Origin of the sequence: Eggerthella hominis (assembly GCF_014287365.1) — a bacterium.
Classification (GTDB): domain Bacteria; phylum Actinomycetota; class Coriobacteriia; order Coriobacteriales; family Eggerthellaceae; genus Eggerthella; species Eggerthella guodeyinii.
This window is the reverse complement of the sequence record NZ_JACOOA010000002.1, coordinates 547948-574098: the sequence shown is the minus strand read 5'-3', so window position 1 is coordinate 574098 and position 26151 is coordinate 547948. Positions and strand designations below refer to the sequence as shown.

Annotated in this window: 24 protein-coding genes; 8 read left to right on the top strand and 16 right to left on the bottom strand. The window is 67.0% G+C overall.

What is annotated here, in order from left to right:
• Positions 1-6 precede the first annotated feature (6 nt).
• Positions 7-1938 carry a bifunctional metallophosphatase/5'-nucleotidase gene (locus H8S61_RS07220; RefSeq protein ID WP_186938496.1) on the bottom strand — a complete coding sequence of 644 codons (1932 nt, stop codon included), beginning with the start codon at positions 1936-1938 and terminating at the stop codon, positions 7-9.
• A 222-nt stretch (positions 1939-2160) separates the two neighbouring features.
• Here H8S61_RS07220 and H8S61_RS07215 point away from each other — a divergent pair, with 222 nt between their 5' ends.
• The 3 genes from H8S61_RS07215 to H8S61_RS07205 all read left to right on the top strand — a co-directional run bounded on the left by H8S61_RS07215 (position 2161) and on the right by H8S61_RS07205 (position 4145).
• On the top strand, positions 2161-2532 hold the full coding sequence (locus H8S61_RS07215) for a MerR family transcriptional regulator (RefSeq protein WP_255466503.1): 372 nt from the start codon (positions 2161-2163) through the stop codon (positions 2530-2532).
• Between the two features lie 73 nt (positions 2533-2605).
• On the top strand, positions 2606-3415 hold the full coding sequence (locus H8S61_RS07210; protein WP_186938495.1) for an ABC transporter ATP-binding protein: 810 nt from the start codon (positions 2606-2608) through the stop codon (positions 3413-3415).
• A complete protein-coding gene (locus tag H8S61_RS07205) occupies positions 3402-4145 on the top strand; it encodes an ABC transporter permease (protein ID WP_186938494.1) in 744 nt (247 codons plus the stop codon). Before H8S61_RS07210 ends, H8S61_RS07205 begins: the two co-directional genes overlap by 14 nt.
• Here H8S61_RS07205 and H8S61_RS07200 read toward each other — a convergent pair whose 3' ends face one another.
• The gene (locus tag H8S61_RS07200; protein ID WP_186938493.1) at positions 4146-4487 is read right to left on the bottom strand and encodes an iron chaperone; all 342 of its coding nucleotides are present in this window, start codon (positions 4485-4487) and stop codon (positions 4146-4148) included.
• A gap of 144 nt (positions 4488-4631) precedes the next feature.
• Between H8S61_RS07200 and H8S61_RS07195 the strand changes: the two genes are divergently transcribed.
• On the top strand, positions 4632-5138 hold the full coding sequence (locus tag H8S61_RS07195; RefSeq protein WP_186938492.1) for a nitroreductase family protein: 507 nt from the start codon (positions 4632-4634) through the stop codon (positions 5136-5138).
• Between the two features lie 254 nt (positions 5139-5392).
• Here the strand turns inward: H8S61_RS07195 and H8S61_RS07190 are convergent, their stop codons facing one another.
• Entirely contained in the window at positions 5393-5914 is a 522-nt protein-coding gene (locus tag H8S61_RS07190; RefSeq protein ID WP_186938491.1) for a gamma carbonic anhydrase family protein, read from the bottom strand.
• A gap of 215 nt (positions 5915-6129) precedes the next feature.
• Between H8S61_RS07190 and H8S61_RS07185 the strand changes: the two genes are divergently transcribed.
• Positions 6130-6915 carry a glucose 1-dehydrogenase gene (locus tag H8S61_RS07185; protein WP_186938490.1) on the top strand — a complete coding sequence of 262 codons (786 nt, stop codon included), beginning with the start codon at positions 6130-6132 and terminating at the stop codon, positions 6913-6915.
• 239 nt (positions 6916-7154) lie between these two features.
• Here the strand turns inward: H8S61_RS07185 and H8S61_RS07180 are convergent, their stop codons facing one another.
• From H8S61_RS07180 to H8S61_RS07170, 3 genes are read right to left on the bottom strand one after another with little or no spacing between them, the layout of a single operon-like run.
• A complete protein-coding gene (locus H8S61_RS07180) occupies positions 7155-8330 on the bottom strand; it encodes an acyl-CoA dehydratase activase (protein ID WP_255466502.1) in 1176 nt (391 codons plus the stop codon).
• Positions 8327-9550, bottom strand: a complete 1224-nt coding sequence (locus tag H8S61_RS07175) for a 2-hydroxyacyl-CoA dehydratase (RefSeq protein ID WP_186938489.1) — start codon at positions 9548-9550, stop codon at positions 8327-8329. Before H8S61_RS07175 ends, H8S61_RS07180 begins: the two co-directional genes overlap by 4 nt.
• Entirely contained in the window at positions 9540-10562 is a 1023-nt protein-coding gene (locus H8S61_RS07170) for an acyl-CoA dehydratase activase-related protein (RefSeq protein ID WP_186938488.1), read from the bottom strand. The genes H8S61_RS07175 and H8S61_RS07170 overlap by 11 nt, the downstream gene beginning before the upstream one ends.
• Positions 10563-10812: 250 nt before the next feature.
• Between H8S61_RS07170 and H8S61_RS07165 the strand changes: the two genes are divergently transcribed.
• Positions 10813-11757, top strand: a complete 945-nt coding sequence (locus H8S61_RS07165) for a LysR family transcriptional regulator (protein WP_160942123.1) — start codon at positions 10813-10815, stop codon at positions 11755-11757.
• A gap of 250 nt (positions 11758-12007) precedes the next feature.
• Here the strand turns inward: H8S61_RS07165 and H8S61_RS07160 are convergent, their stop codons facing one another.
• The 3 genes from H8S61_RS07160 to H8S61_RS07150 form a co-directional block, all read right to left on the bottom strand.
• Entirely contained in the window at positions 12008-12718 is a 711-nt protein-coding gene (locus tag H8S61_RS07160) for an aquaporin (RefSeq protein ID WP_154333323.1), read from the bottom strand.
• A gap of 99 nt (positions 12719-12817) precedes the next feature.
• Positions 12818-12967, bottom strand: coding sequence for a DUF5679 domain-containing protein (locus tag H8S61_RS07155; protein ID WP_170139530.1), 150 nt, complete (start codon positions 12965-12967; stop codon positions 12818-12820).
• A gap of 328 nt (positions 12968-13295) precedes the next feature.
• Positions 13296-14672 carry an FAD-dependent oxidoreductase gene (locus tag H8S61_RS07150; protein WP_186938487.1) on the bottom strand — a complete coding sequence of 459 codons (1377 nt, stop codon included), beginning with the start codon at positions 14670-14672 and terminating at the stop codon, positions 13296-13298.
• A gap of 221 nt (positions 14673-14893) precedes the next feature.
• Between H8S61_RS07150 and H8S61_RS07145 the strand changes: the two genes are divergently transcribed.
• Positions 14894-15325, top strand: coding sequence for a universal stress protein (locus tag H8S61_RS07145; RefSeq protein WP_154333325.1), 432 nt, complete (start codon positions 14894-14896; stop codon positions 15323-15325).
• 93 nt (positions 15326-15418) lie between these two features.
• Here the strand turns inward: H8S61_RS07145 and H8S61_RS07140 are convergent, their stop codons facing one another.
• From H8S61_RS07140 to H8S61_RS07125, 4 genes are all read right to left on the bottom strand, one after another.
• Complete coding sequence (locus H8S61_RS07140) at positions 15419-16843, bottom strand: FAD-dependent oxidoreductase (RefSeq protein WP_186938486.1); 1425 nt, start codon at positions 16841-16843, stop codon at positions 15419-15421.
• 164 nt (positions 16844-17007) lie between these two features.
• Positions 17008-17484, bottom strand: a complete 477-nt coding sequence (locus tag H8S61_RS07135; protein ID WP_186938485.1) for a rhodanese-like domain-containing protein — start codon at positions 17482-17484, stop codon at positions 17008-17010.
• A 393-nt stretch (positions 17485-17877) separates the two neighbouring features.
• Positions 17878-19488, bottom strand: coding sequence for an FAD-dependent oxidoreductase (locus H8S61_RS07130; RefSeq protein WP_186938484.1), 1611 nt, complete (start codon positions 19486-19488; stop codon positions 17878-17880).
• A gap of 474 nt (positions 19489-19962) precedes the next feature.
• Complete coding sequence (locus H8S61_RS07125; protein ID WP_160942117.1) at positions 19963-21411, bottom strand: helix-turn-helix transcriptional regulator; 1449 nt, start codon at positions 21409-21411, stop codon at positions 19963-19965.
• Positions 21412-22304: 893 nt separating this feature from the next.
• On the opposite strand from H8S61_RS07125, the gene H8S61_RS07120 reads away from it, so the two are divergent.
• Entirely contained in the window at positions 22305-23930 is a 1626-nt protein-coding gene (locus tag H8S61_RS07120) for an MDR family MFS transporter (protein WP_186938483.1), read from the top strand.
• A gap of 25 nt (positions 23931-23955) precedes the next feature.
• Here H8S61_RS07120 and H8S61_RS07115 read toward each other — a convergent pair whose 3' ends face one another.
• The 3 genes from H8S61_RS07115 to H8S61_RS07105 are packed head-to-tail and all read right to left on the bottom strand — an operon-like array spanning position 23956 to position 26125.
• Positions 23956-24810 carry a TrmH family RNA methyltransferase gene (locus H8S61_RS07115; RefSeq protein WP_186938482.1) on the bottom strand — a complete coding sequence of 285 codons (855 nt, stop codon included), beginning with the start codon at positions 24808-24810 and terminating at the stop codon, positions 23956-23958.
• Positions 24807-25454, bottom strand: coding sequence for a cysteine hydrolase family protein (locus tag H8S61_RS07110; protein ID WP_186938481.1), 648 nt, complete (start codon positions 25452-25454; stop codon positions 24807-24809). Before H8S61_RS07110 ends, H8S61_RS07115 begins: the two co-directional genes overlap by 4 nt.
• The gene (locus H8S61_RS07105; RefSeq protein ID WP_186938480.1) at positions 25451-26125 is read right to left on the bottom strand and encodes a Crp/Fnr family transcriptional regulator; all 675 of its coding nucleotides are present in this window, start codon (positions 26123-26125) and stop codon (positions 25451-25453) included. The genes H8S61_RS07110 and H8S61_RS07105 overlap by 4 nt, the downstream gene beginning before the upstream one ends.
• Positions 26126-26151: the final 26 nt, after the last annotated feature.

The window sequence follows — 26151 nt, the reverse complement described above, 5'->3', positions numbered from 1 at the left end:
GGGAGTTTAGCGCCGCGCGCCTACGGCGACGGCTCCTGTTGCTGCCGCTGCCGCTGCAACCGCGACGGCTCCGACGACTGCGGCGCCCGTGAGGTCGCCGGTGCGCGCGAGGGGCTTGCCGCCGGGGCCTGCGGCGGGGTCGGCGGCTGGTTCCGGCTCGGGCTGGGGCAGGGGCGTCGGCTCGGGGTCGGGACCGTCCTTGATCGCGATGCGGCCCTGACCGGCCAGGTTGGCATACTCGCTGCCGATCGTTCCCTTCAAATCGTACTGGATGTACTCGATGAGCGCCTTGTTGTCCAGATCGAGCAGCACGGCCTCGTCGTTCTTGAACATGGTGAGGCCATCGCCTCCCTCCACGATCAGATACGTGTGCGAAACCATCTTGTAGCGCCGGTTCACGTCAAGCGGCTCGCCGTTCACCATGACGTCGCGCACGCGGTACTCGCCGGTGACGCCGCCGAAGGTTCCGCCCGGCATCTGCACCGACGACGGAATGTCCGTGCGCACGGTGTACGTGAGGCCCGACACCTGCTGCAGGCCTCCGTTGGGGTCGGGGAGGTTTCGGGCGCCCGCTTCCAGAAGGTCGAGGATGTTCTGACCCAGCGTGTCCACGTAGCACAGCTGGTTGTTGTAGGGTTGCACGTCGATGAGGTCGCCGTACGTCACGTCGCCCGGCTCGATGTTGGCCCGGATGCCGCCGCCGTTGACGAACCCCACGTCGGCCATGACCCCGCCGTGCCAGGCCAGCGCCAGGTACGCGTCGGCCACGAAGTCGCCGAGGTTCGTCTCATGCGCACGCACGGCCCAGGTGTAATCGTCGTCCTCGAGCGCGACGAGCCGCACGTCCGATGTTCCGATGACGCGTTCCGTGATTTTCGCGAGCTCCGCTTGCAGGCCGACGATGTACGCGGCGGTCGCGGCATCGATGCCGTCCCACGTCTCGATGATGCTGGCGGTGCCGTTCGTCGTGGACGCGGTGACGGTTTTGGCATCGTCCGACGCGTACGCGGTGATGGTGTCGGTCGCCGGGTTGATCACCACCTGGCCGATACCCACCAGCTGGGTACCCGTTTGCGTGACCAGCACCGGCTGGCCGTTCTTGTTGAGCGGCGTCTGCGCGTACAACTCGTGCGAGTGCCCGTCGATCACCACGTCGATGCCGCTCGTGTTCGCTACCACGGACGTGCTGGTCCAGCGCGCGGTCACGCCCTTTTGGCCCAGGTGCGCCAGCGCCACCACGTAGTCGGCCCCGTCGGCGCGCGCCTGATCGACGGCGCGTTGCACGGCATCGTACAGCTTCGAGCCGGAGTCGTCTTCGCAGAAGCCGTAGATGTACGTTCCGCTCTCGTCCTGAAAGCTGACGGGGGAGGACTTCGTCAGCGTTTCGGGCGTGCAGATGCCCAGGAACGCGACCTTCTTCTTGCCGTCGCCCGTGCCGTATTCGCGCATGGTGTACGCGTCGAACATGAGGTTCCCCGTGCGCAGATCGGTGAAGTTGCACGAGAGGTATTTCGCCTTCGCGCGGGCGACCAGCGTGTTGAACTGGGTCATTCCGTAGTCGAACTCGTGGTTGCCCGGGATGGCGAAATCGTAGCCGCACGTGTTCATGATGTCGATGAGGTACTCGCCGTTCGTCAGCGTGCCCATGGCCTTGCCCTGCACGGCGTCGCCCGCGTCCACGAGGGTCACGTTGTCGGCTCCGTACGTGGAGCGCATGGTGTCGACGTAGTTCACGAGCTTCGCGTACCCCAGGTTCTCGTCCACGGCGCAGTGCACGTCGTTCGTGTGCACGATGACGATGGGTGCGTCGCCTGCCGCCGCAGCCGTTTCGTCGGCGAAGGCGCGCCGGGCCGGCAGTGCGAGCGAGGCAAGCGCCACGACGGACAACGTGCAGAACGATCGGCGGGATAGGCGGTGGGGAGCTGGCAGGTTCGTCATGGGGCCTCCTCGGAACGTACGCGAAAACGCGGTTCTCTCAGTATACCGTGTGCGACGCGTGTGCCGGAATCCCCGATTTCGCACGGTTGCACCCGTTGTTCGTCGGCTATACTCGGCGCATGGACCAGCCCCGCACCTACACCACATCGCGCATCGCGAGCGCCGTCGGCGTGCATCCGAACACGGTACGCCTCTACGAGCCCTGCCCGCACCGAGCCGCTCATGCTGACGCGCAAGGAGGCGGCCGACCACCTCGACACCACCATCGACGCGCTGCGCAACTGGGAGATGAACGTCCTGCTGCAGGTCAAGCGCAAGCAGAACGGCTATCGCGTGTACAGCGCCGCCGACCTCAACCGCCTGGCCATCATCCGTGCGCTGCGTGCCGCCAACTACTCGCTGGCCGCCATCCTGCGGCTGCTCGACGCGCTCGATCGCGATGCGGCCGCCGACATCGAGCACGTGCTTGATCACCCTGATCCCGACGACGACATCCTGTCGGTGTGCGACCGCTTGCTCACGTCGCTCGATGCGGCGGAGCGCAACGCCTTCGAGATGATCGAACTGCTCGAGCGCATGAAAAATCTCGCCTGAACAAACCCTCCACTTTGCCACCAGAGTTGACGCGTCTTCTAGTATCTTCGGCGACCGAAAGATTGGAGGACGTATGAACGACGGAGTACACGTGCGCGACCTGGTGAAATCGTACGGAGGCGTGCCCGCGGTGGACGGGATCGGCTTCGACGTGGCCGCCGGCGAGACGTTCGGGCTGCTGGGGGCGAACGGGGCGGGGAAGACCACGACGCTCGAATGCCTGTTGGGCGTGAACCGCCCCGACGCGGGAAGCGCGACGATTCTGGGGATGGACCCACGCTTGCGGCGCAAGGAGCTGTTCCAGCGGGTGGGCGTGCAGTTTCAGGAGGCGCGCTATCAGGACAAGATCACGGTGGACGAGCTGTGCCGCGCCACGCGGGCGCTGTACCGCGAAGCCGACGATCCGGCTGATCTGCTGGCGCGATTCGGCCTGACGGAGGTGCGCAAGCAGGCCGTCGAGTCGCTGTCGGGCGGCCAACGCCAGCGCCTGTTCGTGGTGCTGGCCCTCATCCCGCGTCCCGAGGTGGTGTTCCTCGACGAGCTGACCACGGGGCTCGACGTGAAGGCGCGCCGCGACGTGTGGAACCTGCTGGACGAGATGCGCCAACAGGGTATGACCATCGTGTTGACCAGCCACTTCATGGACGAAGTGGAAGCGCTGTGCGATCGGATCGCCATCCTGCGCAGGGGGCGCATCGTGTTCTCCGGCACGGTGGCCGAGGCCGTGGCGTCCGGCCCGTTCGCCAGCTTCGAGGACGCCTACCTCGCGTACGCCGAGCCCGCCGAGCCCGCCGAGCCCGCCGAAACCTCCGAAACCGCCGCATCCGGCGCTGCAACCGCAACCCCTCATTCCGCCGAAGGAGGCGCCCATGAAAGCCTTTAGCACCCTGTTCGGGGTCGAGTTCCGCCTGTCGCTGCGCGACATGAACATGCCCATCTTCGCCGTGATCATGCCCGTGGTGGTGATGCTGGTCGTCGGCATGATGTTCGGCGGCCAGCCGGCCTACGAGGGCGCGGACTACACGTTCGTGGCGCAGTCGGTGGGCGCGGTGTCGGCTATCGCCATCTGCGCCGGCGGCGCGATGGGCCTGCCGCTCGTGGTGTCGAACTACCGGTACCGCAAGATTCTCAAGCGCTACTTCGTGACGCCCATCAGCGTGTACACCATTCTGGCGGTGCAGGTGGCCATCTATACCGTGTACGCGCTGATCTCCGCCGTGCTCGTGTTCGGGGTGGCCGCGCTGTTCTTCGGGTACGCGTTCGCCGGGTCGTGGCCGGCGTTCGTCGGGTCGTACGTGCTGGTGCTGGCGGCCATGCTGGCGCTCGGCATGATGGTGGGCGGCCTCGCGCCGAACGAGAAGATCGCCAGCGTGCTGGCCAGCGTGCTGTACTTCCCTATGCTGCTGCTGTCGGGGACGACGCTTCCCTACGAGATGATGCCCACGGCCTTACAGCGCGTGGCCGACCTGCTGCCGCTCACCCAGGGCGTGAAGCTGCTGAAGGCGACGTCGCTCGGGCTGCCCATCGACCAGGCCATCGTGCCCGTGGTGATCATGGTGGTGTGGGCCGCGGTGTGCACGGCGATCGCCGTGCGCTTCTTCAAGTGGGAGTAGCTAGCGAGCGAGCCGCGCGAGGTTCCAGCTGACGAGATCGGTGATCAGCTGGCGATCCACGGGTTTGCCCAGCGGGAGCTGGATGGCGCCTTTCGACGTGCGGTACCCCGCGAGGCGGTCGGCGAGTGCGTCGATCGCCTCGGCCCCCGGGTACAGCCCGATGTGGTGCTTGAACGCGGCGAAGTGGATGAGGTTCTTCCCCTGCCAGAACGTGGGCATGCGCCAGGATATCTTCTCGATGGCATCCGGGGCGGCGGCGCGAATCGTGGCGCGGATCTCGTTGAGCATGGGCCGCACGTCGCCGGGCTGCGCGGCGATGTACGCGTCGATTTCATCGGGCATGGCGAATCCTTTCGCGCGGATGGGCGTCGCAGATGGGACGCGGGATTGGTTTCGATTCTCATTCATTGTACGCGGGCGATGCGCAGGCGGGATGACAACGCGGTATCATGAACGTGCAATCAAACCGAGCGTCAGGAGGCTTGTATGGTCGATGCGATATTCATGCGGGCGAGCGTGCGGAGGTTCACGGAAGACTTCGTGACCGACGATGAGGTGCGGGCGCTGCTGCGCGCCGCGATGGCCGCGCCGTCGGCGGGAAACCAGCAGCCGTGGGAGTTCTACGTGGTGCGCGACGTCGCGACGTTGGAAAAGCTGTCGGCCACGACGCCGTACGCGAAGGCGGCCGCCAAGGCTCCCTGCGCCATCGTGGCGTGCGCCCGCACCGAGGGCCTACGCTTCCCGGAATGCGTGCCGCAAGACATGAGCGCCGCCATCGAGAACCTGCTGCTGGAAGCGGTTGACCTGGGCCTGGGCGCGGTGTGGATGGGGGTGGCGCCGGAGGTCGATCTGGTGGCTGCCGTCGTCGAGGTGCTCGACGTGCCCGTGGGGCTGGAGCCGTTCGCCATCATCGCCTGCGGCATTCCGGCCGATGAGCCGGCGCCGAAGGGCAAAGACCGCTTCGACGAGCAGCGCATCCACTGGGTGAGCTAGCGTGCGCTTCCACGCGAAGCGTTGAGTGGAAAAGTCGCGATTCAGGCGGTTTCTGCAAAAAATTTCAACTTGTGAACGGAATCTGAGCTGTATTCGATACAGGCGTTAGAAAACTCCCTGGTCACCATTTTCGCTGCATCGAAAATTCGTTCACAAGTTGATTTTTTTAGCAGAAACGAGCGATGGCGCGGAGCGAATCACCCGGCCGCGCCCGCGACCGGGCGCACGGCGTCACCCGGTCGCTCGCCGCCGCGCTACTCCACCACGCGGGCGCGGGCGTATTCCTGCGCGTCGGCGATGTAGGCCTCCTGCGAGTGCTCGATGTTGCGCGTCACCGTGTCGGCGTCGAGCGTGCGGATCACCTTGCCGGGCACGCCCACCACCAGCGAGCACGGCGGGATCACCGCGCGCTCCTTCACCAGCGCGCCGGCCGCGATCATCGACCCGCGGCCGATCACGGCGCCGTTCATCACCGTGGCGTGCATGCCCACGGTCACGTCGTCCTCGATGGTGGCGCCGTGCACGATGGCGTTGTGGCCCACCGACACGCGATCGCCCAGCGTGATGGGGCAGTCGTAGTCGCTGTGCAGCATGGCGTTGTCCTGCACGTTGCTGTTCGCGCCGATGCGGATGGGCGCCACCTCGGCGCGGATCACCGCGCTGAACCACACCGAGCTGCCCTCGGCCATCACCACGTCGCCGCAGATGGCGGCGTTCGGCGCAATGTACGCCGCGCGCTCCACGTCGGGAAACATCCCCTTGAATTCAACGAGCATGCCAGTCCTTTCCTTCAGTTTGCCCGTCCAGTATCCCGAAACCCCCAACGCCGCACATCGCAAGTTCCATGCGATTCTCGCCGCCAAGGCGGTTACGCGTTCGCCACGGGCGGGCGACGGCGGGGGCTTGGGCAGTGGGGGCGCGGGCGGGTGCGTTATGGTCGCAGGACGATAGGCCGATAGGCTCGGCGACCTTGCGCGGAAAGAAGGCTTCCATGTTCGACGATCTCAAGGGCAAGACGGTGGTGGTGACGGGCAGCTCGAAGGGGCTGGGCGCGGCCATGGCGCGGCGCTTCGGCGCCGAGGGCATGAACGTGGTGACGAACTACCGCTCCGACGAGGAGGGCGCGCGCGAGACGGTGCGGGCCATCGAGGAGGCGGGCGGCGCGGCCGCCGCGATACGCTCGGACGTGAGCAAGGCCGAATGCGTGGAAGCGCTGTACGACGCGGCGATGTTCTCGTTCGGCGGCATCGACATCTGGGTGAACAACGCGGGCATCGAGGAGGGCGCGCCGTCCGACCAGAAGAGCATCGAGGCGTGGCAGCGCGTGCTCGACGTGAACCTCACCGGCGTGTTCGCCGGCTGCCGCTGCGCCATCAATCACTTCCTCGAGCATGACATGCCCGGCACCATCATCAACCTGTCGTCCGTGCACGAGGTGATTCCCTGGCCGCACTTCGCCGACTACGCAGCCAGCAAGGCGGGCGTCGGCATGCTGACGAAGACGCTGGCGCTCGAGTACGCCGACCGCGGCATCCGCGTGAACGCCATCGCACCCGGCGCCATGAACACGCCCATCAACGCGCAGAAGCTGGCCGATCCCGAGCAGCGCGCCGCCACCGAGCGGCTCATCCCGATGGGATACGTGGGCGCGCCCGAAGACGTGGCCGCCGCCGCGGCGTGGCTCGCGTCCGACCAGGCGCGCTACGTGACCGGAACCACGCTGTTCGTGGACGGCGGCATGACGCTGTACCCGGGCTTCCAGTTCGGGGAGGGCTGAGGTCGCGCCAGCAGATCAGGGCTTCGTGGCAGGTTTTGCGAGATTTTCGTCATAGGAGGCTCCGAATTTCGCCTGCGGCGCCTGGCTCGGTTCGGTGCTCCTGCATTTCCGCTGGTCAAAGCGCTGCGTCGAATGCGAGGGTTCCATCGATGCTCAAACTATGACGAAAATCTCGCAAAACCTGCCACGAAATCGATTGTCCCTGCTGCCCGCTCGCGCCGCATCCTGCGGATTCGGCGCTACCCCGCCTTCACCGCGCCTTTGTCGCAGCGGTTGCCCCAGGAGTCGATGATCGTTCCGTCGCGGTACACGCAGATGATCTCGCAGTGGTTCGCACACTTCTGGCACTCGATCTCGCGGGTGGCGAACTCGAACGTGCGCAGCGCGTCGAAGTCGAACTCCTCAGCCCCTGCGCCGGAGCCGCCGCCCGCGCCCGCGCCCGCGCTCCGCGGCGCGGCCTCGGCCGCCAGCAGCGCCACGCCGAACGCGCCCATGAGGTGGCCGTCCTCGTCGACCGTGACGTCCATCCCCAGCTCGTCGCGGAACGCCTGCACCACGCCGGCGTTCTTGCTCACGCCGCCCTGGAACACCACGGGCGCGGCGATCTGCTTGCCCTTGCCCACGTTGTTGAGGTAGTTCGTGGCCACGGCACGGCACAGTCCCGCGATGATGTCCTCGCGCGCGTAGCCCACCTGGATCTTGTGCACGAGGTCGCTCTCCGCGAACACGGTGCAGCGCGCGGCGATGTTCGCCGGCTTCTTCGAGGTTAGCGCGATGTCGCCGAACTCCTCCACCTCCACGCCCAGGCGGTGCGCCTGGCTCGACAAGAACGCGCCCGTGCCCGCGGCGCACAGCGTGTTCATGGCGTAGTCCACGGCGATGCCGTTCTCCACGCAGATGATCTTCGAGTCCTGCCCGCCGATCTCCAAAATGGTGCGCACGTCGGGATGGAGGAACGTCGTGCCCACGGCATGCGCCGTGATCTCGTTCTTCACCACGGTGGCGCCGCACATGGCGCCCACCAGCCGTCGTGCGCTGCCCGTGGTTCCCGTGGCCCGCACGCGCACCTTGTCGCGATCCACCTGCGACCCCAGGTCGGCCACCACGCGGCGCGCGGCGTCGGCGGGGTTGCCCTCGGTCCACAGGTACGTGCGCGCGATGATGCGCCGATCGGCGTCGATGATCACGCCCTTCGTGGAAATCGACCCGATGTCGATGCCCAGGTAGCATTCCGTTCGCCCTGACGGGGCGAACGGAGCTCCCGACGCTGCGGCGCGTTCTGGCACCGAACCTTCCCGCTCCAAGCCCTCCTCACGTGCGGAAGCACGCTTCGTCGGTCTTTCGCGGCAATCTTCGGCACCGGAACGCCCCTCGCTGACGTTGCCGGTCAGGCGGGTCTTCTCCTGCTCCGTCATCCGATCTTCTCCTTCTTCATGGCGATCATGTCGTAAAACGCCTCGAGGCGCGTGTCGAGTCCCGTGTCGCTCGTCTGCGAATCGTAGCTGAGGTACAGCATGGGCACGCCGGTGTCGCGGCTGATGCGCTGCAGCACGGGCATGCAGTCCACCTCAGGCGTGCAGCCCGACGACTTGAGGTGCACGATGCCGTCGAACCCCTCCTGCGCGTAGCGCAGCGCCGCCGCGATGGTCATGCTCGACGTGGGCCCCATGTCGTAGCGCACGTATTCGGAAATGCTCGCGCGCAGGTTCTTCTCGTTGTAGCGCAGGTTGCGGTTCGTCATGTTGAGCGCGCGGTGCAGCTCCACGCCCATGTCGAGGAACTTGCGCTCCAGGTCCAGGTTGCTGGCGGGGTCGGCCGCCGTGAAGTACTCGCCCACGATGCCCACGCGCAGCGGCCGCGCAGGGCGCCGCAGCGGCAGCGCCCGCAGCGCATCGAGGCCGGCGCGCTGCGCTTCGGCGATATCGCGCTCGTTCGCGGCGCCGCGCATGTCGGCGAAGTACGTCTCCCGCGCGCGTTCGAACGACCCGTGCTCGGCCTCGAAGCCGGCGTTCGCCAGATAGAAGTCGTTCACTTCGTCCAGGTTCTCGATCATCTTGAACACGGCCAGCATGTTGCGCACGCCGTGCGGCACCGACAGGTCGGGGTTCACCTTCTTCTTGCACACCGAGACGTACTCGGTCAGCGGCTTGCCGGTGAGCATGGCGAAGTTCAGCATGTCGAACTCGTAGCCCATGTCGCGCAGGATGGACTGCTGCAGCTCGCCGTAGTACCCCAGGCGGCAGGGCCCCGCGAACTGCACGAGCACGTCCGCGCCCAGCTCAAGCGCCTCGATGTAGTCGCCCAGGATGTGCTTGAACGGCGCGCACACCGTGTCGCTTGAATGGCGCGAGCCCAGCTCGATGGTGCGCTTCGTCGGCTTCGGCAGCGTGACGAAATCGGCGTCCAGCACGTTCTCGACGAAGAACTTGAACGCGATATCGTAGTAGCTGTAACGGAAGAACGCCACGCGGGTGCGGGCGTGCCGATCGCGTTTCGCGCGTTTCTTCTTCGGCAGGGCGGGCAGCAGTTTGAACGGGCCGCGCTCGGTGCCCACCACCACGCGGACGCCGCGCGCCTCCTCCTCGCTGTCGGTGTGCAGCGGGTTGACCACGTCGCGTTTCGTGTCACGCGCCAACGTAGCCCCCTTTCTTCTGGTAGCGCAGGATGTCGACGAAGCTCTCCACGCGCGTCTCGAGGCCGGCGGTGCCGCTCTGCGCGTCGATGGTGAGGTTGAGCACGGGACGTCCCTGGATGCAGCGCACGATGGCGTCGTCGGTCATGGAGTCGGGCCCGCACGGGAAGGCGCTGACCAGCACGATGCCGTCCACCCGGTCGTGCAGCTGCGTGATGGCGCCCACCAGCTCGCGGCTGACGATCCACGGGAGCGTGTCGGAGAAGTCGAAGCTGGCCTTCAGCGCGCGCTCGCGGTCGGCCTCGTCGGCGAACAGCACCTCGGCGTTCATGTGCTCGAGCATGTCCACCAGCGCGCCGCCCATGAACGCGTCGTGCGCGATGTAGGGGTGCGCCGCCAACAGGATGCCCAGGGGCGCGTCCTCGGGCCGCCGGGCCGCCGCCCGCGCGGCGTCGAGGCGCGCCAGCGTGCGGGTCTGCCCCAGCAGGGCGGCGCGTTCGGCCTGCTCCTGCGCGCGCGAGGCCGCCTTCCAGGCGCGCTTCGCCTCGCGCGGACCGGCGAAGGCGCCGGTGGCGAGTTCGATGAGAGCATCCTTCATGCCCTTGTGTTCTTCAACTTCGTTGACCAGGCACGATACCAGCTCGATGCGCTTGTCGGCGAACGTGTTGGCCACGAGGTCGGGCAGCGCTTGGAACTTCGTGCAGAACCCGCGGCGGCGCCCCACGTTGGCGATGCTCGGCACGAACACCGCGTCGCAGCGATCGGTTTCCACGAGCGACGCCACATGGCCGAGGTAGATTTTCGAAGCGAGGCAGCATTCATCGTTCGACAGCGCGTCCCCGCGCGCCACGGTGCTGCGGTCGGTGGGGTCGCTGACCACCACGTCGCACCCCAGCTCCTCGAAGAACGCCGTCCACAGCGTGCCGTAGCGGTAGTGCAGCAGCGCGCGCGGCATGCCGATGCGGCGCGGCGAGCCGTCGGCGGCGCTGCGGAGGGGGAAGCCGGGGGATGCCATGCGTGCTCCTTTTCACGTGCGATTGATGCCCTTCGAAGCTTACACCAACCGGCCCGCTTCTCGGCAAGGTGCGTGCAAGTGACACGCATATTTCAAGCGCGCAAGAGGCGCGACGGTGCGCGGGAGTTCTCGCTTGTCAAACGGTTGTTCAAAAGATAGTTGAACGGAACGCGTCTCGGATGGAATAACGCATGGGAGGGGTAGAATTTCCGAAATGAAATGTGCTCCATAAGCCCTGAGGTAGACTTTTTTGAATATCAAACAAATCAGATATTTCGTCGCTGTATTCCAGGATGGCAGCCTGTCGGCAGCCGCCAAGGAGCAGTACGTAACCGTGCAAGCGGTTTCAAAAGCTATCGCGGACCTCGAGCGAGAATTGAAGAACGAATTGTTCGTGCGCGAAAGCCGCGGTGTGCATCCCACGCCGTTCGGCAAGGCATTCTACGCCAAGGCCGAGCCCGTGCTGCGCGACTTCGACGAGCTGGAGGCATTTGCTCACAACCGGCGCGCGGAGGGCGTCTCCTCTTTAAGACTGGGGCTGTGCACGCCCCCGTTCTACGGACATGAGCAGGCGCGTGCCAGCATAGCCTCTTTCATCGGCAAGGGTATGAACATCGAAACATCCGTGAGCCTGGAGACGGGATCGCGCGGTGCGAGCGCCCTGCACGCGGGCCGCCTCGACGCGCTCATCATGGTGGGCCTGTTCAACCACCCCGAGTTCGACTGCATAACCATCGGCAAGGTCATGCCGGGCGTGGTGATGGCGCGTGCCCACCCGCTCGCGCAGAACAAGACGGTGACGTTGGCCGACATCCGTCCCTACCCGGTTGCGGTCTCGGAGCATTTCGACACCTTCAACGAGTCCATCGTGTCGGTGTACCGGTCGCGCGGCGTGGACATCCGCTTCTGCCCGACCGCCCCGGAGCGCTTCGACGCGTTCATCACGAAGGAGAACGGGCTGTCGTTCGCGGTGGGCATTCCGGCGCTCGGCCAGCTGCATCCCGGCACCGACATGAAGCTCATCGCGCCGGAAGACGCCGTCGCCATCCCCATCTGCATGGTCAGCCTCAAGAACAACAAAGCGCCCGCGTACCTGGCCCTCGAGCGCTGGCTGATCAACGAGCGCATGCTCATGGGAACCGATCCCGTGAAGCGCTTCGTGACGGCAACCGCTGCGGCGCGCTTGAAGAAGTAGCGCCGGCGCGCCGGGCTGAACCCTCGGGCCGTTCCCGAGCCTTCCGAACTTCTGATGCTTCCCGAGCCTGCGGGCTCCTCAAAGCCCTGCCGAATCCCCAAACTCCCCCGAACCCTCCCGAACTCCCAAGCCTCCCATTTCGTCCGAAAAGCCCCTGAATCGCGAAGAGGCCCCCGAACGTGCAGTTCGGGGGCCTCTTTCCGGTGCGCGGCTGCGTCCGGGCGACGCAGCCGCGCGGCTGTGCAAGCGGTTACGCCGCTTTCTTGTTCTTGAACGCGATCCAGATGCCGGCTGCGCAGGCGGCGCCCACGAGCGGGCCCACGATGAACACCCACACCTGGGACAACGCGGTCATGTCGCCGTTGAAGGCCATCATGAGGGCGGGGCCGAAGCTGCGCGCGGGGTTCACGGACGTGCCCGTCAGCGGGATGCCCATGATGTGCACGAAGGTCAGCGTGAGGCCGATGATGATGCCGGCGAACGGAGCCGTCTTCTCGTCGGCCGTGGAGCCCAGCACCGACAGCACGAAGATGCAGGTGAGGATGATCTCGACGATCACCGCGCCCACGACGGAGATGCCCACGGCCGACGCGGCCTCGTAGCCGTCGCAGCCGAGGCCCGTAACCAGCACGCCGCCGAGGTCGCACATGCTGATGATGAGCGCCAGCACGGCACCGGCGATGATGCCGCCGATGAACTGGGCCACCCAGTAGCCGATGAGGTCCTTGGCCGACAGGCGCTTGTCGAGGAACAGGCCGAACGAGACGGCCGGGTTGATGTGGCAGCCGGATACGTTGCCGATAACGAATGCCATCGCAACGATGGACAGGCCGAACGCCATTGCGATGCCCAGTGTGCCCAGCGTGGCGCCGGCAACCGCAGCGCTGCCGCAGCCGAACAGCGTCAGCACGAAGGTGCCGAAGCATTCCGCCGCATACTTCTTCATAGGTGAAACTTCCATGTATCCTCCTGGTGGTCTATCTCCAACGGAGCGCGGCGCCCTTCCCACGGCGTCGCGCTCCGCTTCTCGTCTGTGCAGCGCACAATGCGCGGGGCGTGGCTACTTCGCCGCGCCGATACGGCAGATGGTGCTGCCGCACACGGGGCACGTGCCCTTCGTGATGGGCTTGCCGTTCTTCGTGGTGCCCTCCACGGGATCCTTCATTTCCTTCTTCTCTTTGCACTTCATGCAATACGCTTCAATGGCCATAACGGTGTTCCTTTCTCGTGGCGACGAATCGCGCGCTGCGCGCCCACCGGCGCGACAGGGCGTGCGAAAGCACACGGTTGTCGCGTGGGGAATTCGTCGTAGTAGTGCGAAGCGATAAACATAGTCTGCTGAGAGAAAGCCCATGTCAATACCCTTAAATATTAAGTTGAGGCCTCGACGCAGATAAGAAAAAAGAGTATATCGCACCCCCTTCCGCCGCGCGTTCTCGCGGCGTGGAAGGGGGTGCGTGTGGAGGCGCGGCACGGGGCGGGGGCCCAGGGGAGGGCTGGTGCACTGGCACGGGGCGGGCTGGTGCCCGCCCTCGTCGTTACTGCTCCAGGTTCTCCGGCGTGAACAGGTTGTTGAACGCCTCGGTCATGGACGGATGCGAGAACACGGCGCTTTGCAGCACGGAGGCGGGGATGCGCGCGTCCATGACCAGCTTCACGGTGTTCACCAGCTCCTGGGCGTCTTCGCAGAACAGGTCCATGCCCAGCACCACGTTGGAGTCCGCGTCCACCACGGCCTTCATGAGGCCCACCGGATCGCGCAGGATGTGCGCCTGCGAGATGCCTTCGGCCGGCAGCGCGTACACGTTCACGGCGTGGCCGGCTTCGCGCGCCTCGTCCGCGGTCATGCCCACGCGCGCGAACGGCGGGTGCACGAACGTGCAGTAGGGGATGGCGCCGCGGTTCTTGGTGGTGCGCGAGCCGTCGCCCAGCAGGTCGGACGCGACGATGCGGAAGTCGTCGTAGGCGATGTAGGTGAACTGCATGCCGCCCGTCACGTCGCCCATGGCCCAGACGTTGTCGGCCGTGGTGCGCAGATGCTCGTCCACCTTGATGCCGCCGCGCTCGGTGAGATCGACGCCGGCGGCTTCCAGGTTGAGGCCCGCCGTGTTCGGCGTGCGGCCGATGGCGACGAGTGCTGCGTGGGCGGGGTAGCGCTTCTCCTCGCCGTTCACCTGGGCGAACACCAGCACTTGATCGTGCTCGTCGTCGATGCTCGTCACGTCGGCGTTGTACACGATGGTGACGCCGCGGTCCTCGAGGCTTTTCCGCACGGCTTCGGCCGTTTCCGGGTCTTCGTGCGCGAGGATGGCATCGCCGTCTTGCAGGATGGTCACCTGCGCGCCGAAATCGGTGTAGAACGAGGCGAACTCGAGGCCGACGTAGCCGCCGCCGATGATGACGAGCTGGCGCGGAAGCTCGCGCAGGTCGATGAGCGAGCTGCTGACGAACACACGCGGGCTGTCCACGCCGGGGATGGAGGGCAGCTTCGGCAGCGATCCGGTGTCGATGAACACGCGCTTCGCTTCGATATCGCGCGTGCCGCTTGCCGTGGAAACGCGCAGGTGGGAAGCGTCCACGAACGACGCGCGACCGTCGATGACGCTGACGTTCGACCGGTCGGCCAGCGCGTGGTAGTTGCGCATCCGCGAGGCGGTGCGCAGCTCGTCCATGTCGTCGACCGCAGCGGTGTAGCGTTCCTCGCGCTGGGTGATGGGGCCGCCGATGGCGGCCGAGAGGCGCGCCGATTCCACGAGGGACTTCGTGGGGATGCACGCGTTGTTCACGCAGGCGCCGCCGTACATGGTGTCGGACTGCTCCACGACCGCGATGTTCTGACCTGCGTCGGCAAGCGCACCGCCCAGGGCGCGGCCCGCCGTTCCAAACCCGATGATCGCTGCGTCGAACTGTTCCATGGTCGTCCTTTCGTCAGAGTTGCAGCTGCGCGCCGAAGCCCGCCGCGACGCCTCATGGTACCGTGCGCGCCACCTCGGCGGGCGACGGCCGGCGATCCGCGCGGAAGCGGTCATGAAAGCGTTTGCAAGTTGTTTCCCCGCTCGCGCGGAAAGCCCTATACTGGAGATAGGACGTTTTCAGGCGGCGCACCGCGCCCGCCGCGACCGAGAGGAGGCCCACCATGGCCGTTGACAAGTTGCTCGTGGCGTTCGACGAATCCGAGGGTGCCGACCGCGCGCTCCACATGGCCGCCAGCCTGGCCGCAGTGAATCCCGAAGCGCACGTGGACATCGTGTACGTGGTGCCCATCCCGCTGCTCGACGAGACGCAGATGGCGAACTTCAAGGACATTCTCGACATGATGATCTCCGACGGCGAGGACCTGCTTGCCGAGGCGGAGCAGAAGATGGGCGAGGAGGTTGCCGCGCGCACCGATTCGCTGCTGCTGACCGGCACGAACCCCGCCACCGAGATCGTCAAGCTGATCGACCAGCGCGACTACGACCTGCTCGTTGTGGGCAACCGCGGCCTGAGCGGGCTCAAGGAGTACATGGGCAGCGTCAGCCACAAGCTGTTGCACGCATCTCCCATCCCCGTGCTCATCGCGAAGTAGTCTGCTGCCGCGTTGCGTCATGCGCCGAATCGACGAAGGCCCCGGATTTCCGGGGCCTTCGCATGGTTCACGTGAAGCGCGTGTTCGCGGCGTTTAGCGAACGGCGGCGAACAGGTCGTTGAAGGCTTCGCTCATGGTGGGGTGCGTGTAGATGGCGTCGCGCAGCGTTTGATACGGCAGCCCGGCATCGATGGCCAGCTTCGCCGTGTTGATCATCTCGTACGACTCCTCGCAGAACAGGTGCACGCCCAGCAGGCGGTCGGTGTCGGCGTCCACGACGGCCTTCAGCAGGCCGACGGGCTTGCCCAGCAGCTGCGCCTTCGGGATGGCCGCCGCCGGAAGCTCGGCCACGTTCACGACGAAGCCCGCGTCGCGCGCCTCCTGCTCGGTCATGCCCACGCGCGAGAACGGCGGGTCGAGGAACACGCTGTAGGGCACGGCGCCGCGGTTCTCGGTGGTGCGCGCGCCGTCGCCCAGCAGGTCGTCCTTCACGATGCGGAAGTCGTCGAGCGAGATGTAGGTGAACTGCAGGCCGCCCACGACGTCGCCCATCGCGTGGATGTTCGGCGCGGTGGTGCGCAGGTGCTCGTCGGCGCGCACGGCGCCGCGTTCGGTGAGCTCCACGCCGGCGGCGTCGAGCGCGAGACCCTCCACGTTGGGGCGGCGGCCCGTGGCCACGAGCACGGCGTCGGCCGGGATGCGCTCCTCGGTGCCGGCGACCTCGACGACGACGGCGTCCTGTGCGGCTTCGCGGTCGATGCGCACGACGCGCGCGCTCCGCACGACGCGGATGCCGCGGTTCTCGAGGCTGGCCAGCACCGATGCGGCGATGGCGGCGTCTTCGCGCGGGATGAACTCCTCGGTGTCCTGCACGACGGTCACCTGCGAACCGAAGTTCGCGTACAGGGAGGCGAACTCGAGGCCGATGTAGCCGCCGCCGATGATCACGAAGCGCTCCGGCAGGTCGCGCAGGTCGAGCAGCGTCTCGCTGACGAACACGCGCGGGCTGTCGATGCCGGGGATGGGTGGCACGAAGGGACGCGCGCCGGTGTTGATGAAGATGCGGTCGGCTTCGATCTGCTGGGGCGCGGCTGAGGTGGCGTCGGCCGCGGCGTCGGTTGTGGCGGCGGTCGTGGCGTCGGCCGCGGCTGCGGGCTCGATGGCGAGGTGCGTCGCGTCCACGAACGAGGCGCGGCCGTCGATGACGTCGACGTTCGGCAGGTCGGCGATCTTGTGGTAGTTCTTGCCGCGCAGCATGCCGGTCACGCGATCCTTCTCGTCGATGGCGGCGGCATAGCGCGCGGCGCGTTCGGCGAACGTGCCGCCCTGCGCCTGCGACAGCGCGGCGGCATGCACGAGAGTCTTCGTGGGGATGCAGGCCACGTTGATGCAGGTGCCGCCGTACATGCGCGGCGACTGCTCGATCACGGCGACGTTTTTGCCCTCGGCCGCCAGCGCGCCGGCCAGGGTCTTCCCGCCTTTTCCGAAGCCGATGATGGCTGCATCGTAGTGTTTCATGAGGGTTCCTTTCCGAGGGAAGTGCGGTTCCCGTGCGTCTTCCGAGGTTCGTGCGCGTTCCGATAGCTTGCATGCGGGAAGTATTTGCCCATACCTGTCCACGTGTCAGTATTCTGTCGGAGCGCGCACAGGCCTCGGAAGACCCGCGCGTGATGCTGCTTTGGTTACTTCGGCTGGTCGCCGGTGACCTTGTCGCCGGTCCAGTCGACGATGCCGCCCATGTCGTTGACGTGCTGGTAGCCCAGTTCGACCAGCTTGTCGGAGGCCTGCTTGCTGCGCACGCCCGTGCGGCAGTACACGATGAGGTCGGCGTCCGTATCGGCAAGCTCGGCCGGCTTGTCGGCGCCGATGTTCTCCACGGGGATGTTGATGGCGCCGGGGACGTGGCCCTCGGCGTACTCCTGCGCGGTGCGCACGTCCACGATGGTGGGGGAGCCGGCATCCATCATGGCCTGGGCCTCGTCGGCGGTGATCTTGGTGTACGCGCTGGTGGATGGGGCGGTGCTGGAGTCGCTCGCGCTCATCGACGCGTCCTCGGACTCTGCGGGTGCGCTCGAGCAGGCCGCCAGGGCGAGGGCGCCCGTCAGCGCCAGTGCCACGACGGCTACCAAGCGACCGCGCATCTTCGTGCGAGCTTTCATGATGTTCCCCGTCTCTCGAAATGTAATTCTGTCTTGTACAGTTGATAACTGTAACACTATTGCATACAGATAGCGAAGTCAAGCACGCAAGTCAAAATTCACAAACTCGGTGCGACGCGCGTACGGCGGGTGCGTGCGGCGTGCGTGCGGCGGGTGCGTGCGTGTGCTGTGGGGCGTGCGCGACGAACGTGCGCGCGGCAGGGGCGTGGGTTGCGTGTGGCGCATGGCGCACGCATGCGGCGGCCGTGGGGTGCGCGACGCCCGCACCGCTTGTCGAACGAATGTTTCACGTGAAACATTCGGCCAATGCAAGGCGCCCTCCGGAAACCGGAGGGCGCGAGGGGAGGGAAGGCGATGCGGATGGCGCGCGCGGGCGCAAGCGCTTGGCGCGCGCTAGGCGCCGTAGTATTCCATGGCCGACTGGGCGGCGATGCGGCCGGTGACGGTGCCCATGCACATGGACGAGCCGCTCACGGCGTAGCGCATGTAGAACAGCTCGGCGTTGCCCAGCGTGCCGCCAGCGTACAGGCCGGGGACGGGCTGGCGATTCGCGTCGAGCACTTCGGCCTTCGTGCTGATGGCCAGTTGGCCGAACGAGTCGTTCGTGTTCGGCGTGATCTGGATGGCGTAGAACGGCGCCTGCGTGATGGCCTGCAGGTCCTCGGGCTTCTTGTGGAAGTCGGTGTCCTCGCCGGCCTCGCACAGCGCGTTGTACTTCTCGATGGTCTTCGCCAGCGGGTAGGAGGGCAGCCCGGCCGCCTCGGCTAGCGCCTCGATGGTGTCGGCCGTGTCGACCACGCCCTTCTCCACGCCTTTCTTGATGAGCTCCAGGCGCTTCTCGGGTTGCTGCGAGTCGCAGATGATGGTGAATTCCTTGCGGCCGCTTTCGACGAACGGGGTGAAGTAGTCGAACTGGCTGGTCATGGACTCGTTCGCGCAACGATAGCCCAGGTCGGTGACGAACACGCCCGTGTTCACCATGCGCAGCGCGCTCAGCTCGTCGTTGAGCGGCAGCGGCTCGCGACCCACGAGGTGGATCTGCGACAGCCCTCCCTTGAGCAGCGTCATCGCGCCCGCCTGCTTCGCCAGCTCGATGCCGTCACCCGTGTTGCTGGGGCTGGAGAACGTGTGCCAACCCACGGCGCCCGGCGCGTACAGCTCCTTCGCCCAATCCTGGCCGTCGAAACCGCCCGAGGCCAGCATGACGGCCTTCGCGTTGATGGTGTACTCGGTCTTGCCCTGGCGCGCTTTCACGCCGGCAGCCTTGCCGCCGTCCATGAGCACCTCGATGGCGCGCGTTTCCATCATGATTTCCACGCCGTTCTTCTCCGCTTCGGCGATGAGGTTGTCCACGATGCCCTTGCCGCTGGTCGTCGACACCATGGAGCGGTCGGACACGTTGTCGCCGGGCTTCTTGTCGAAGTCGCAGCCCAGCTCCACGAGCCAGTCCATGGCCGCGCCGCCGTTCTCGGCCACGAGGCGGCAGATGTCCATGTTCGCGTCGCCGTCGGACTGGTCGAAGAAGAACTGCGCCACCTCCTCGGGCGTGCCGTAGTCCGTGTAGCCCAGCTCGTCCTGCTTCTTCGCGCCGCAGCAGTAGAAGTTGCCGCTGCAGATGGACGAGTCGCCGCCCGTGATAGTGTGCTTCTCGAGCACGACCACCGTGGCACCGGCGCGCGAGGCCTCCACGGCCGCGCTCATGCCGGCCACGCCGCTGCCCACGACGACGAAGTCGACGTCCTTGGTTTCCTGCTTCTCGGCCGGGGTTTCTGCGGCGGCTTGGATGGTGTCGGCTTTCTGGGCGCCGGTCGCGCCGGAGCCGGCGGCGGTGTCCGCGGAGCCCGAGCCCGAGCCGTCGCCGGTGCTTGCGGGGGCCGCGGTGGTTTGCGGCGCGCAGCCGGCGAGGCCGCTGCCGGCCATGACGGCGGCCGTGGCGCCCAGCCCCATGAGGAACGAGCGGCGCGAAACGCCTGCGGATGCGATGGTGTGTCCCTGCTTGGTCATGATGATCCTCCCTGTGACGATGCTTCCTGTCCGACGGTCGGCCCTCCTCCGGCCGATCCGCTGTCGCCATCCTGTCAGGCCGCGCTGCGCCCCACCAGCGCCAAAGTGGGTGGATTGGGAAAACCCTCCATAGTGGAGGGTGCGCTTCTGGGAAAAGCGTGCGGGGGGGGCGGGGCTGTGCTAGCGAAATCCAAAATTCTGGCAGGTTTTGCCCGATATTCGTCCTCGTTTGGCCCCTTTGCTGCGATTGGCGCTCGGCTCGTTCTGCCGACCTGGGGAAACGAAATACGCAGAAGGCGAAACGGTGGTTACGGCTGAATTTCGCACGTCCGGACGACGAATATCGGGCAAAATCTGCCACGATACTCTGCCGCGAAACGGGATTTCGCTGGCGCGGACCCGTGCCTCGAACCCGCGCCGCGGACCCGCGCCTCGGACCCGCGCCGCGGACCCGCGCCGCAGCTGTCGAGCCCCCTACCGTCCTTCCGCGTGCAGCTCGACGCGGTCGAGGAGGTCTTGCTTGTCCACGGCGCCGCTCTTCTGGTACACGTTGTGGATGTAGCCCTTGATGGTGTTCGGCGACAGTCCCAGCTCGTCGGCGATGTAGGTGCGCGTGCGGCCCTGGCACAGCAGGATGAGCACGTCGGTCTCGCGTGCGGTGAGGCGGTGGGCCTCGGCGAACGAGCGCAGCAGGTCAACCTGCATCGTGCGCACGTCGCTCGTCTCCGGGGCGGGCGACGACGGCGCGTCCGCCCGCGCGCGCCGGCCCTCCAGCCGCTTCGCCACGATGGGGTTGAGCGCCAGCACGAACAGCGACACGAGCGAGATGAGCGCGAGCCCCGTCACCAGCAAGTCCTGCGCGATCACCGCCGCGCCGAACGCGACGCCCGCGAGGATCAGCAGCGCCGACGCCCCCAGCGCGACGCTCAGGTACACCCACATCGACACGCGGTCGCGCTCGCCCAGCAGGCACACGGCGATGCGCACGTTCATGCCCGACAGATAGAACGCCACGAACACGAGCACCGCCGCGATCACGTGCACGATGGGCGAGGTGATGAACGGCAGCGCGATCAGCGCCACGGCCACGATGGGGAACAGGATGTCGTACAGGTCGCCCACCGACAGCGCGTGCTTCTTGCGCACCACGTACGCCAGCATGATGCCGGCCGCCAGCAGGATGCCCAGCACGGCCTGCGCGGCGATGGGGATGGGCTCCTCGACCACGGTGGCCACCTGGCTCACCGCGCCGAACACGAACGAGAACACCGCCAGGTACGACACCGCTTTCACGAAATCGCCCACGCCGCCCTGCGCGAGGCTGACGCGCCGCGCCGCCGCGTCGAGCGGCGACGTGCGCACGAGCGGCAGCGCCGAAACGACGATGATGCCAAGCGCGAACAGCAGCTCGAAGGTGCCCGATGCGGCGAAGATGACCGCCGCCACCACGCCGCCGCACAAAAACGCGAGCGGCACGGCGCGCGCAAGCGAAACCTCGCCGCGCTCGTGCAGGCTGGTGATGCGCGCCATCCATGCCAGTTCGGCAGTGGCCAGCCCGTAGCCGATCAGGCCCGATGCGGCGATAGCGTACAGCCAGCCGCCCTCGATGAGCCCCACCAGCCGCGCGAACATGAGAGCGTTGCCCAGGAAGGCGGCGGCGAAGGCGCCGACGATGCGCGCGCGGCGCGTGGGCTTGCGGCGCAGCGCGTAGGCCAGTGCGGTGCCGGCCATCGTCAGCGCGTACGCGAGGAAGAACAGCGCGCCGAACGCGTCGCCCGCCCCGTGCGACAGGCTCATTTCCTGGAGAAACGTGCTGGAGATCATGAGAGGGAACGTCAGCCCGCACACGATGCCGTATCCCAAGGCGCTGCCCACGAGCGCACGTTTCGCGCGCGCGGCCTCCGGTTTCGCTTCGAGCTGCATGACCCCTCCCTCCTCGTCCCCCGTATTCTACTCGACGCGCGCGCGGAACCGCGGACGGCTTTCGCCCGCATGCAAAACGCATAGCGTACGGGGGCGGCGCACGAGCGAAAACGTACGAATACCCCGACTCCTCGCTCGGCGCGTAATCGAACGAGCTACGGCATCCCGCGCGCGTCTCCGATCGGGAGCGTTTCCCCAGGTCGCCCTCCGCCGCGTCGCCTCGTTCCGCCCTCGGTGCCGCAAAACCGCAACATGTGGGCGAATACTGCACGGAAACGGAACGGGGCGGGCAGGGGAGCCAGAACGAATGTTTCACGTGAAACATTCCGGTGGCGAGACGGGGCAACGCCCAACCGGGGGAGGGGGGTCGTAAGCCTCTCTCTTGAACCGCCATCGACCTATGCCTCCGTTCGGGTTGTCATCTCGAGCGGAGGCGAAGGGTCCCGTGCCCCGTGCGGTGCCAACAGGCACGCTTCCGGCTGGCGTCACACGGGATCCGACGAACTCGCTTGCGCTCGCCCCTGGGATGGCAACGGGCTGGATCTGCGGGACGTCGATGCCGTTCCCCGTAGAGCTGCTTTCGACTTGGACGCAAAACGGTACCCATGACAATTTCAGGCGGTGTTTCGGGTCGTTTGTATCGGGTTTTCGGAAAGGCGTCCTGCATATGCCCAGGTCGCGCAACGCTCGAGACGGCTACGACCCGAGTTCGTCACGAGTAACATTGTCAGGGCTGCCCTTTTGCGCCCATTTCTCCACCCTGGTCGGCATTCCGCCATCCCACGAGCGCGCGACGCGCTGCTGACCGTTCGGTTTCCGTGTGTTCCGCGCGTGCGCGACCCGCGCGGAGCGCGGCCATACTGGGAAGGATCATGCAGCGATAAGGAGCATCTATGGAAGGCGTAGACCGGACAGCGGGCGCGGCGGCGGATGCGGCGCGCGTGCGCGAAAGCGACGAACCCAACACGATGGCGCCCGCACCCGGGCCCGCCGGCGGCGCGCCCTCGAACGCGCATCGCACGCGCAGCGTGGCGGCCGTGTTCGCGGGCCTGCTGCTGGCGATGTTCGTCAGCTCGCTGTCCGAGACGGTCACGGCCACCGCGCTGCCCACCATCGTGGGCGACCTGGGCGGCGTCGAGCACATGCAGTGGGTGGAAACGGCGTACATCCTGGCGGTGACCATCACCATGCCCGTCTACGGCAAGATCGGCGACCTGTACGGGCGCAAGTACCTGTTCATCATCGCGCTCAGCGTGTTCATCGTGGGGTCGGCCACCTGCGGGTTCGCCACCAGCATGGACGGGCTCATCGCCGGGCGCGCGGTGGAGGGGCTGGGAGGCGGCGGCCTCATCATCCTGGCGCAGGCCACCATCGCCGACATCATCCCGCCGCGCCAGCGCGGCAAGTACATGGGCGTGATGGGCTCGGTGTTCGCGGTGTCCACGGTGATCGGCCCCATCCTGGGCGGATGGTTCGTGCAGGTGACGGGGTGGCGCTGGCTGTTCGCGTTCAACATCCCGCTGGCGCTGCTGGCCATCGCGGCGATCGCGCTGTTCCTGGCGAAGCCGGCTCCGCGCGACAACCGCCCGCCCTTCGACGCCCTCGGCGTGGCCACCAGCGCGGTGGCGGTGTCGTCGCTCGTGCTGGCCACGGCGTGGGGCGGCACGCTGTTCGCCTGGACGTCGCCCGAGGTATTCGGCCTGTTCGCGCTGTTCATCCTGGCGGCCATCGCGTTCGTGCTCGTCGAGAGTCGCGCCGCCGAGCCCATCATCCCGCTGCTCCTGTTCAAGAACAGCAACTTCGTGAAGTGCACCGTCACGGGCCTCATCATCATGATGGGCCTCATGGGCACCGTGACCTACCTTCCCACGTACTTCCAAATCGTGGACGGTCTCGCGCCCGAGCAGGCCGGGCTCATGACGTTTCCCATGATGGCGGGCGTGCTGGCGATGTCGGTGCTCACGGGCTTCCTGGCCACGAAAACCGGCCGCTACAAGTGGATGCCCATCGCCAGCACCGTGGTGGCCGCGATCGGCTACGTGCTGCTGTCGCAGCTGACGGTGGGAACGACGCTCCTGATGACGGGCGTGTTCCTGTTCGTGCTGGGCGTGGGCATCGGCCTGGGCCAGCAGATCCTCGTGCTCATCGTGCAGAACGAGTTCTCGCACGACATCGTGGGCACGGTGACGGCGGCGAACAGCTTCTTCCGGCAGATCGGCTCTACGCTGGGCGCGTCGCTCGTGGGCGCGCTGTTCACGTCGCGCCTGTCGGCCGACCTCGCCGCGCAGCTGCCGCGCGTGGACAACATCAACGTGAACCGCATCACGCCCGAGTTCGTGCAGCATCTTGCCGAACCGGTGCGCCACGCCATCGCCACCGCGTACAGCGACGCCCTCGTCCCCATCTTCCTGTACGTGGTGCCGCTGCTGGCCGTCGGCTTCGTGTTCATGCTCACCCTCAAGGAGCACCCGCTGGCCACCAAGGTGGATCACGCCGGCCACCCCGGCGACGAGGTGTAAGCTCGCTCGTCCGGCCACCCTCGCGTTAGCGCGGGCGCAGCTGCCAGAAGGCAACGGCGCTGGCGGCGGCTACGTTGAGGGAGTCCACGCCGCCGGCCATGGGGATGCGCACGGTGTAGTCGCAGCGTCCGATGGTGTCGTGCGCCAGGCCGTCGCCTTCGGTTCCGAACACCAGCGCGAGGCGCTCCTCGGCGTTGAGGGCCGCGTCGTCGAGCGACACCGAATCGTCCGTCAGCGCGAAGGCCGCGGTCTTGAAGCCCAGCTCGTGCAGCAGCGGCACGCCGGCTTCGGCCCAGCCGCCCGTGCCGGTTGCACCCGCTCCGGCCTCCTCGCCGATGCGCGTCCACGGCACCTGGAACACGGTGCCCATCGACACGCGCACGGCGCGACGGTACAGCGGATCGTAGCAGGCGGGCGTCACCAGCACGGCCTCGATGCCCAGCGCGGCGGCCGAGCGGAAGATGGCCCCGACGTTCGTGTGGTTCGTGATGTCCTCCAGCACGGCGATGCGCCGCGTGTCGCGCACGATGTCGGCCACGCTGGGCAGCGCCGGCCGTCGGAACGCGCCCAGCGCGCCGCGCGTCAGCTCAAACCCGGTAAGCTTCGTCAGCTCGTCGTGCGGGGCGACGAACACGGGCACGCCGTCGCCCCAGCGCGCGGCGATCTCGTTGATCAACGGCTGCATCGCGGGCAGCCATTTTGGCTCCATGAGCAGCGACAACGGCTCCATGCCGCCCGCCAGCGCACGCTCGATCACCTTGCCGGACTCGGCGATGAACAGCGCCTTCTCGGGCTCCAGCTTGCTGCGCAGCTGCGCCTCCGTCAGCCGCGCGAACGCATCGAGCCGCGGGTCGTCGAGCGTGGCCACCTCCATGATCATAGGGCGGTCCCGTTCTCGCACGCCTCGCGGGCTTCGGCCACCGTGTCCGCGACGTTCGCCAGGCCCTGCGCGCAGAACTCGTCGCACTCCATCACGTGCGCGCCGATGTGCGCCATGTCCTCGATGTTCGCCGCTTGCACCTCGGGCGTGCGCGACGACGTGCAGTCTTCCAGCAGCACCACGTTGTAGTCCAGCGACAACGCGTCGTAGCAGGTGGTGCGGATGCAGTTCGGCGTGGTGGTGCCGATGAGCACCACGGTGCCCACGCCCAGGCGGCGCAGAATCAGGTCGAGCGACGTGCCGAAGAACGCCGAGAAACGCGGCTTCACGATCACGCGGTCGCCCGGCTGCGGCGACAGCGGCGCGTATTCCTCCAACGTGCGCGGGCTGGCGCAGGCGCGCGAGACGGGCTTGCCGCCCTCGAGCCACGTGCGGTGCCGCACGGCTTCCACGTCCGAGCCGTCGGCGGCGTACTCGCGCACGGCGTGGATCACGGGCATCCCCAATGCGCGCGCCTGGTCGAGCGCCCGCGCGCAGGCGGGCACCGTGGACAGCGCGCCGTCCACGCACAGCGCGGACGAGGGGTCCACGAACCCGTGCTGCATGTCGATGATGATGAGGGCCGCCTTGCGCGGGTCGATCATAGGGCGCTCCTTCGCACGATTTCAAACCGGTTCCTATTGTAGTCGATGATGCCGTCCTTCTTCATCCGCGACAGCTCGGCGCACATGGCGCTGCGATCCACCGACAGGTAATCGGCCAGCTCCTGGCGGTCGAACGGGATGGCGAAACGGCTCGACTCGGCGCGTTCTGCCTGGTCGGAGAGGTACGACAGCAGCTTGGCGCGCGTCGTGCGCTTCGCGGTGTGCTCGATCTTGCGCGTCAGCGCGTGCGTGCGCTTCGCGATGATGCCCAGCAGGTTGCGGATGAGCCGCGCGTGGAACGCGCACGACGACGGGCACATGCTGGTGATGCGCCCCACGTCGAGGAGCAGCACCACGGCGGCTTCAGCCGCCACTACGTTGATGTCGAGGGCCAGGTCGGGCTCGCACGCGTACACTTCGGCGAACGACTGGCCGGGGCCGAACGACGCGAGGATGCTGCGGTTGCCCCAGTAGTCCTCCTTCTCGAGGCGCACCGAGCCCTCCAGCACCATGCCCATCGACGTGGTGCGGTCGCCCATGCGGAACACGTACGCCCCCTTGGGGAACGAGCGCTGCCGCGCGCCGAGGCACTGCAGCATGGGCTCGAGGTCGGCGGCGTCGATGCGCTCGAACAGGGGTGAGCGGCCGATGAGGGGCAGGTAGCGGTCCATGAGGCTCCTTTGTTGTAAATACAACG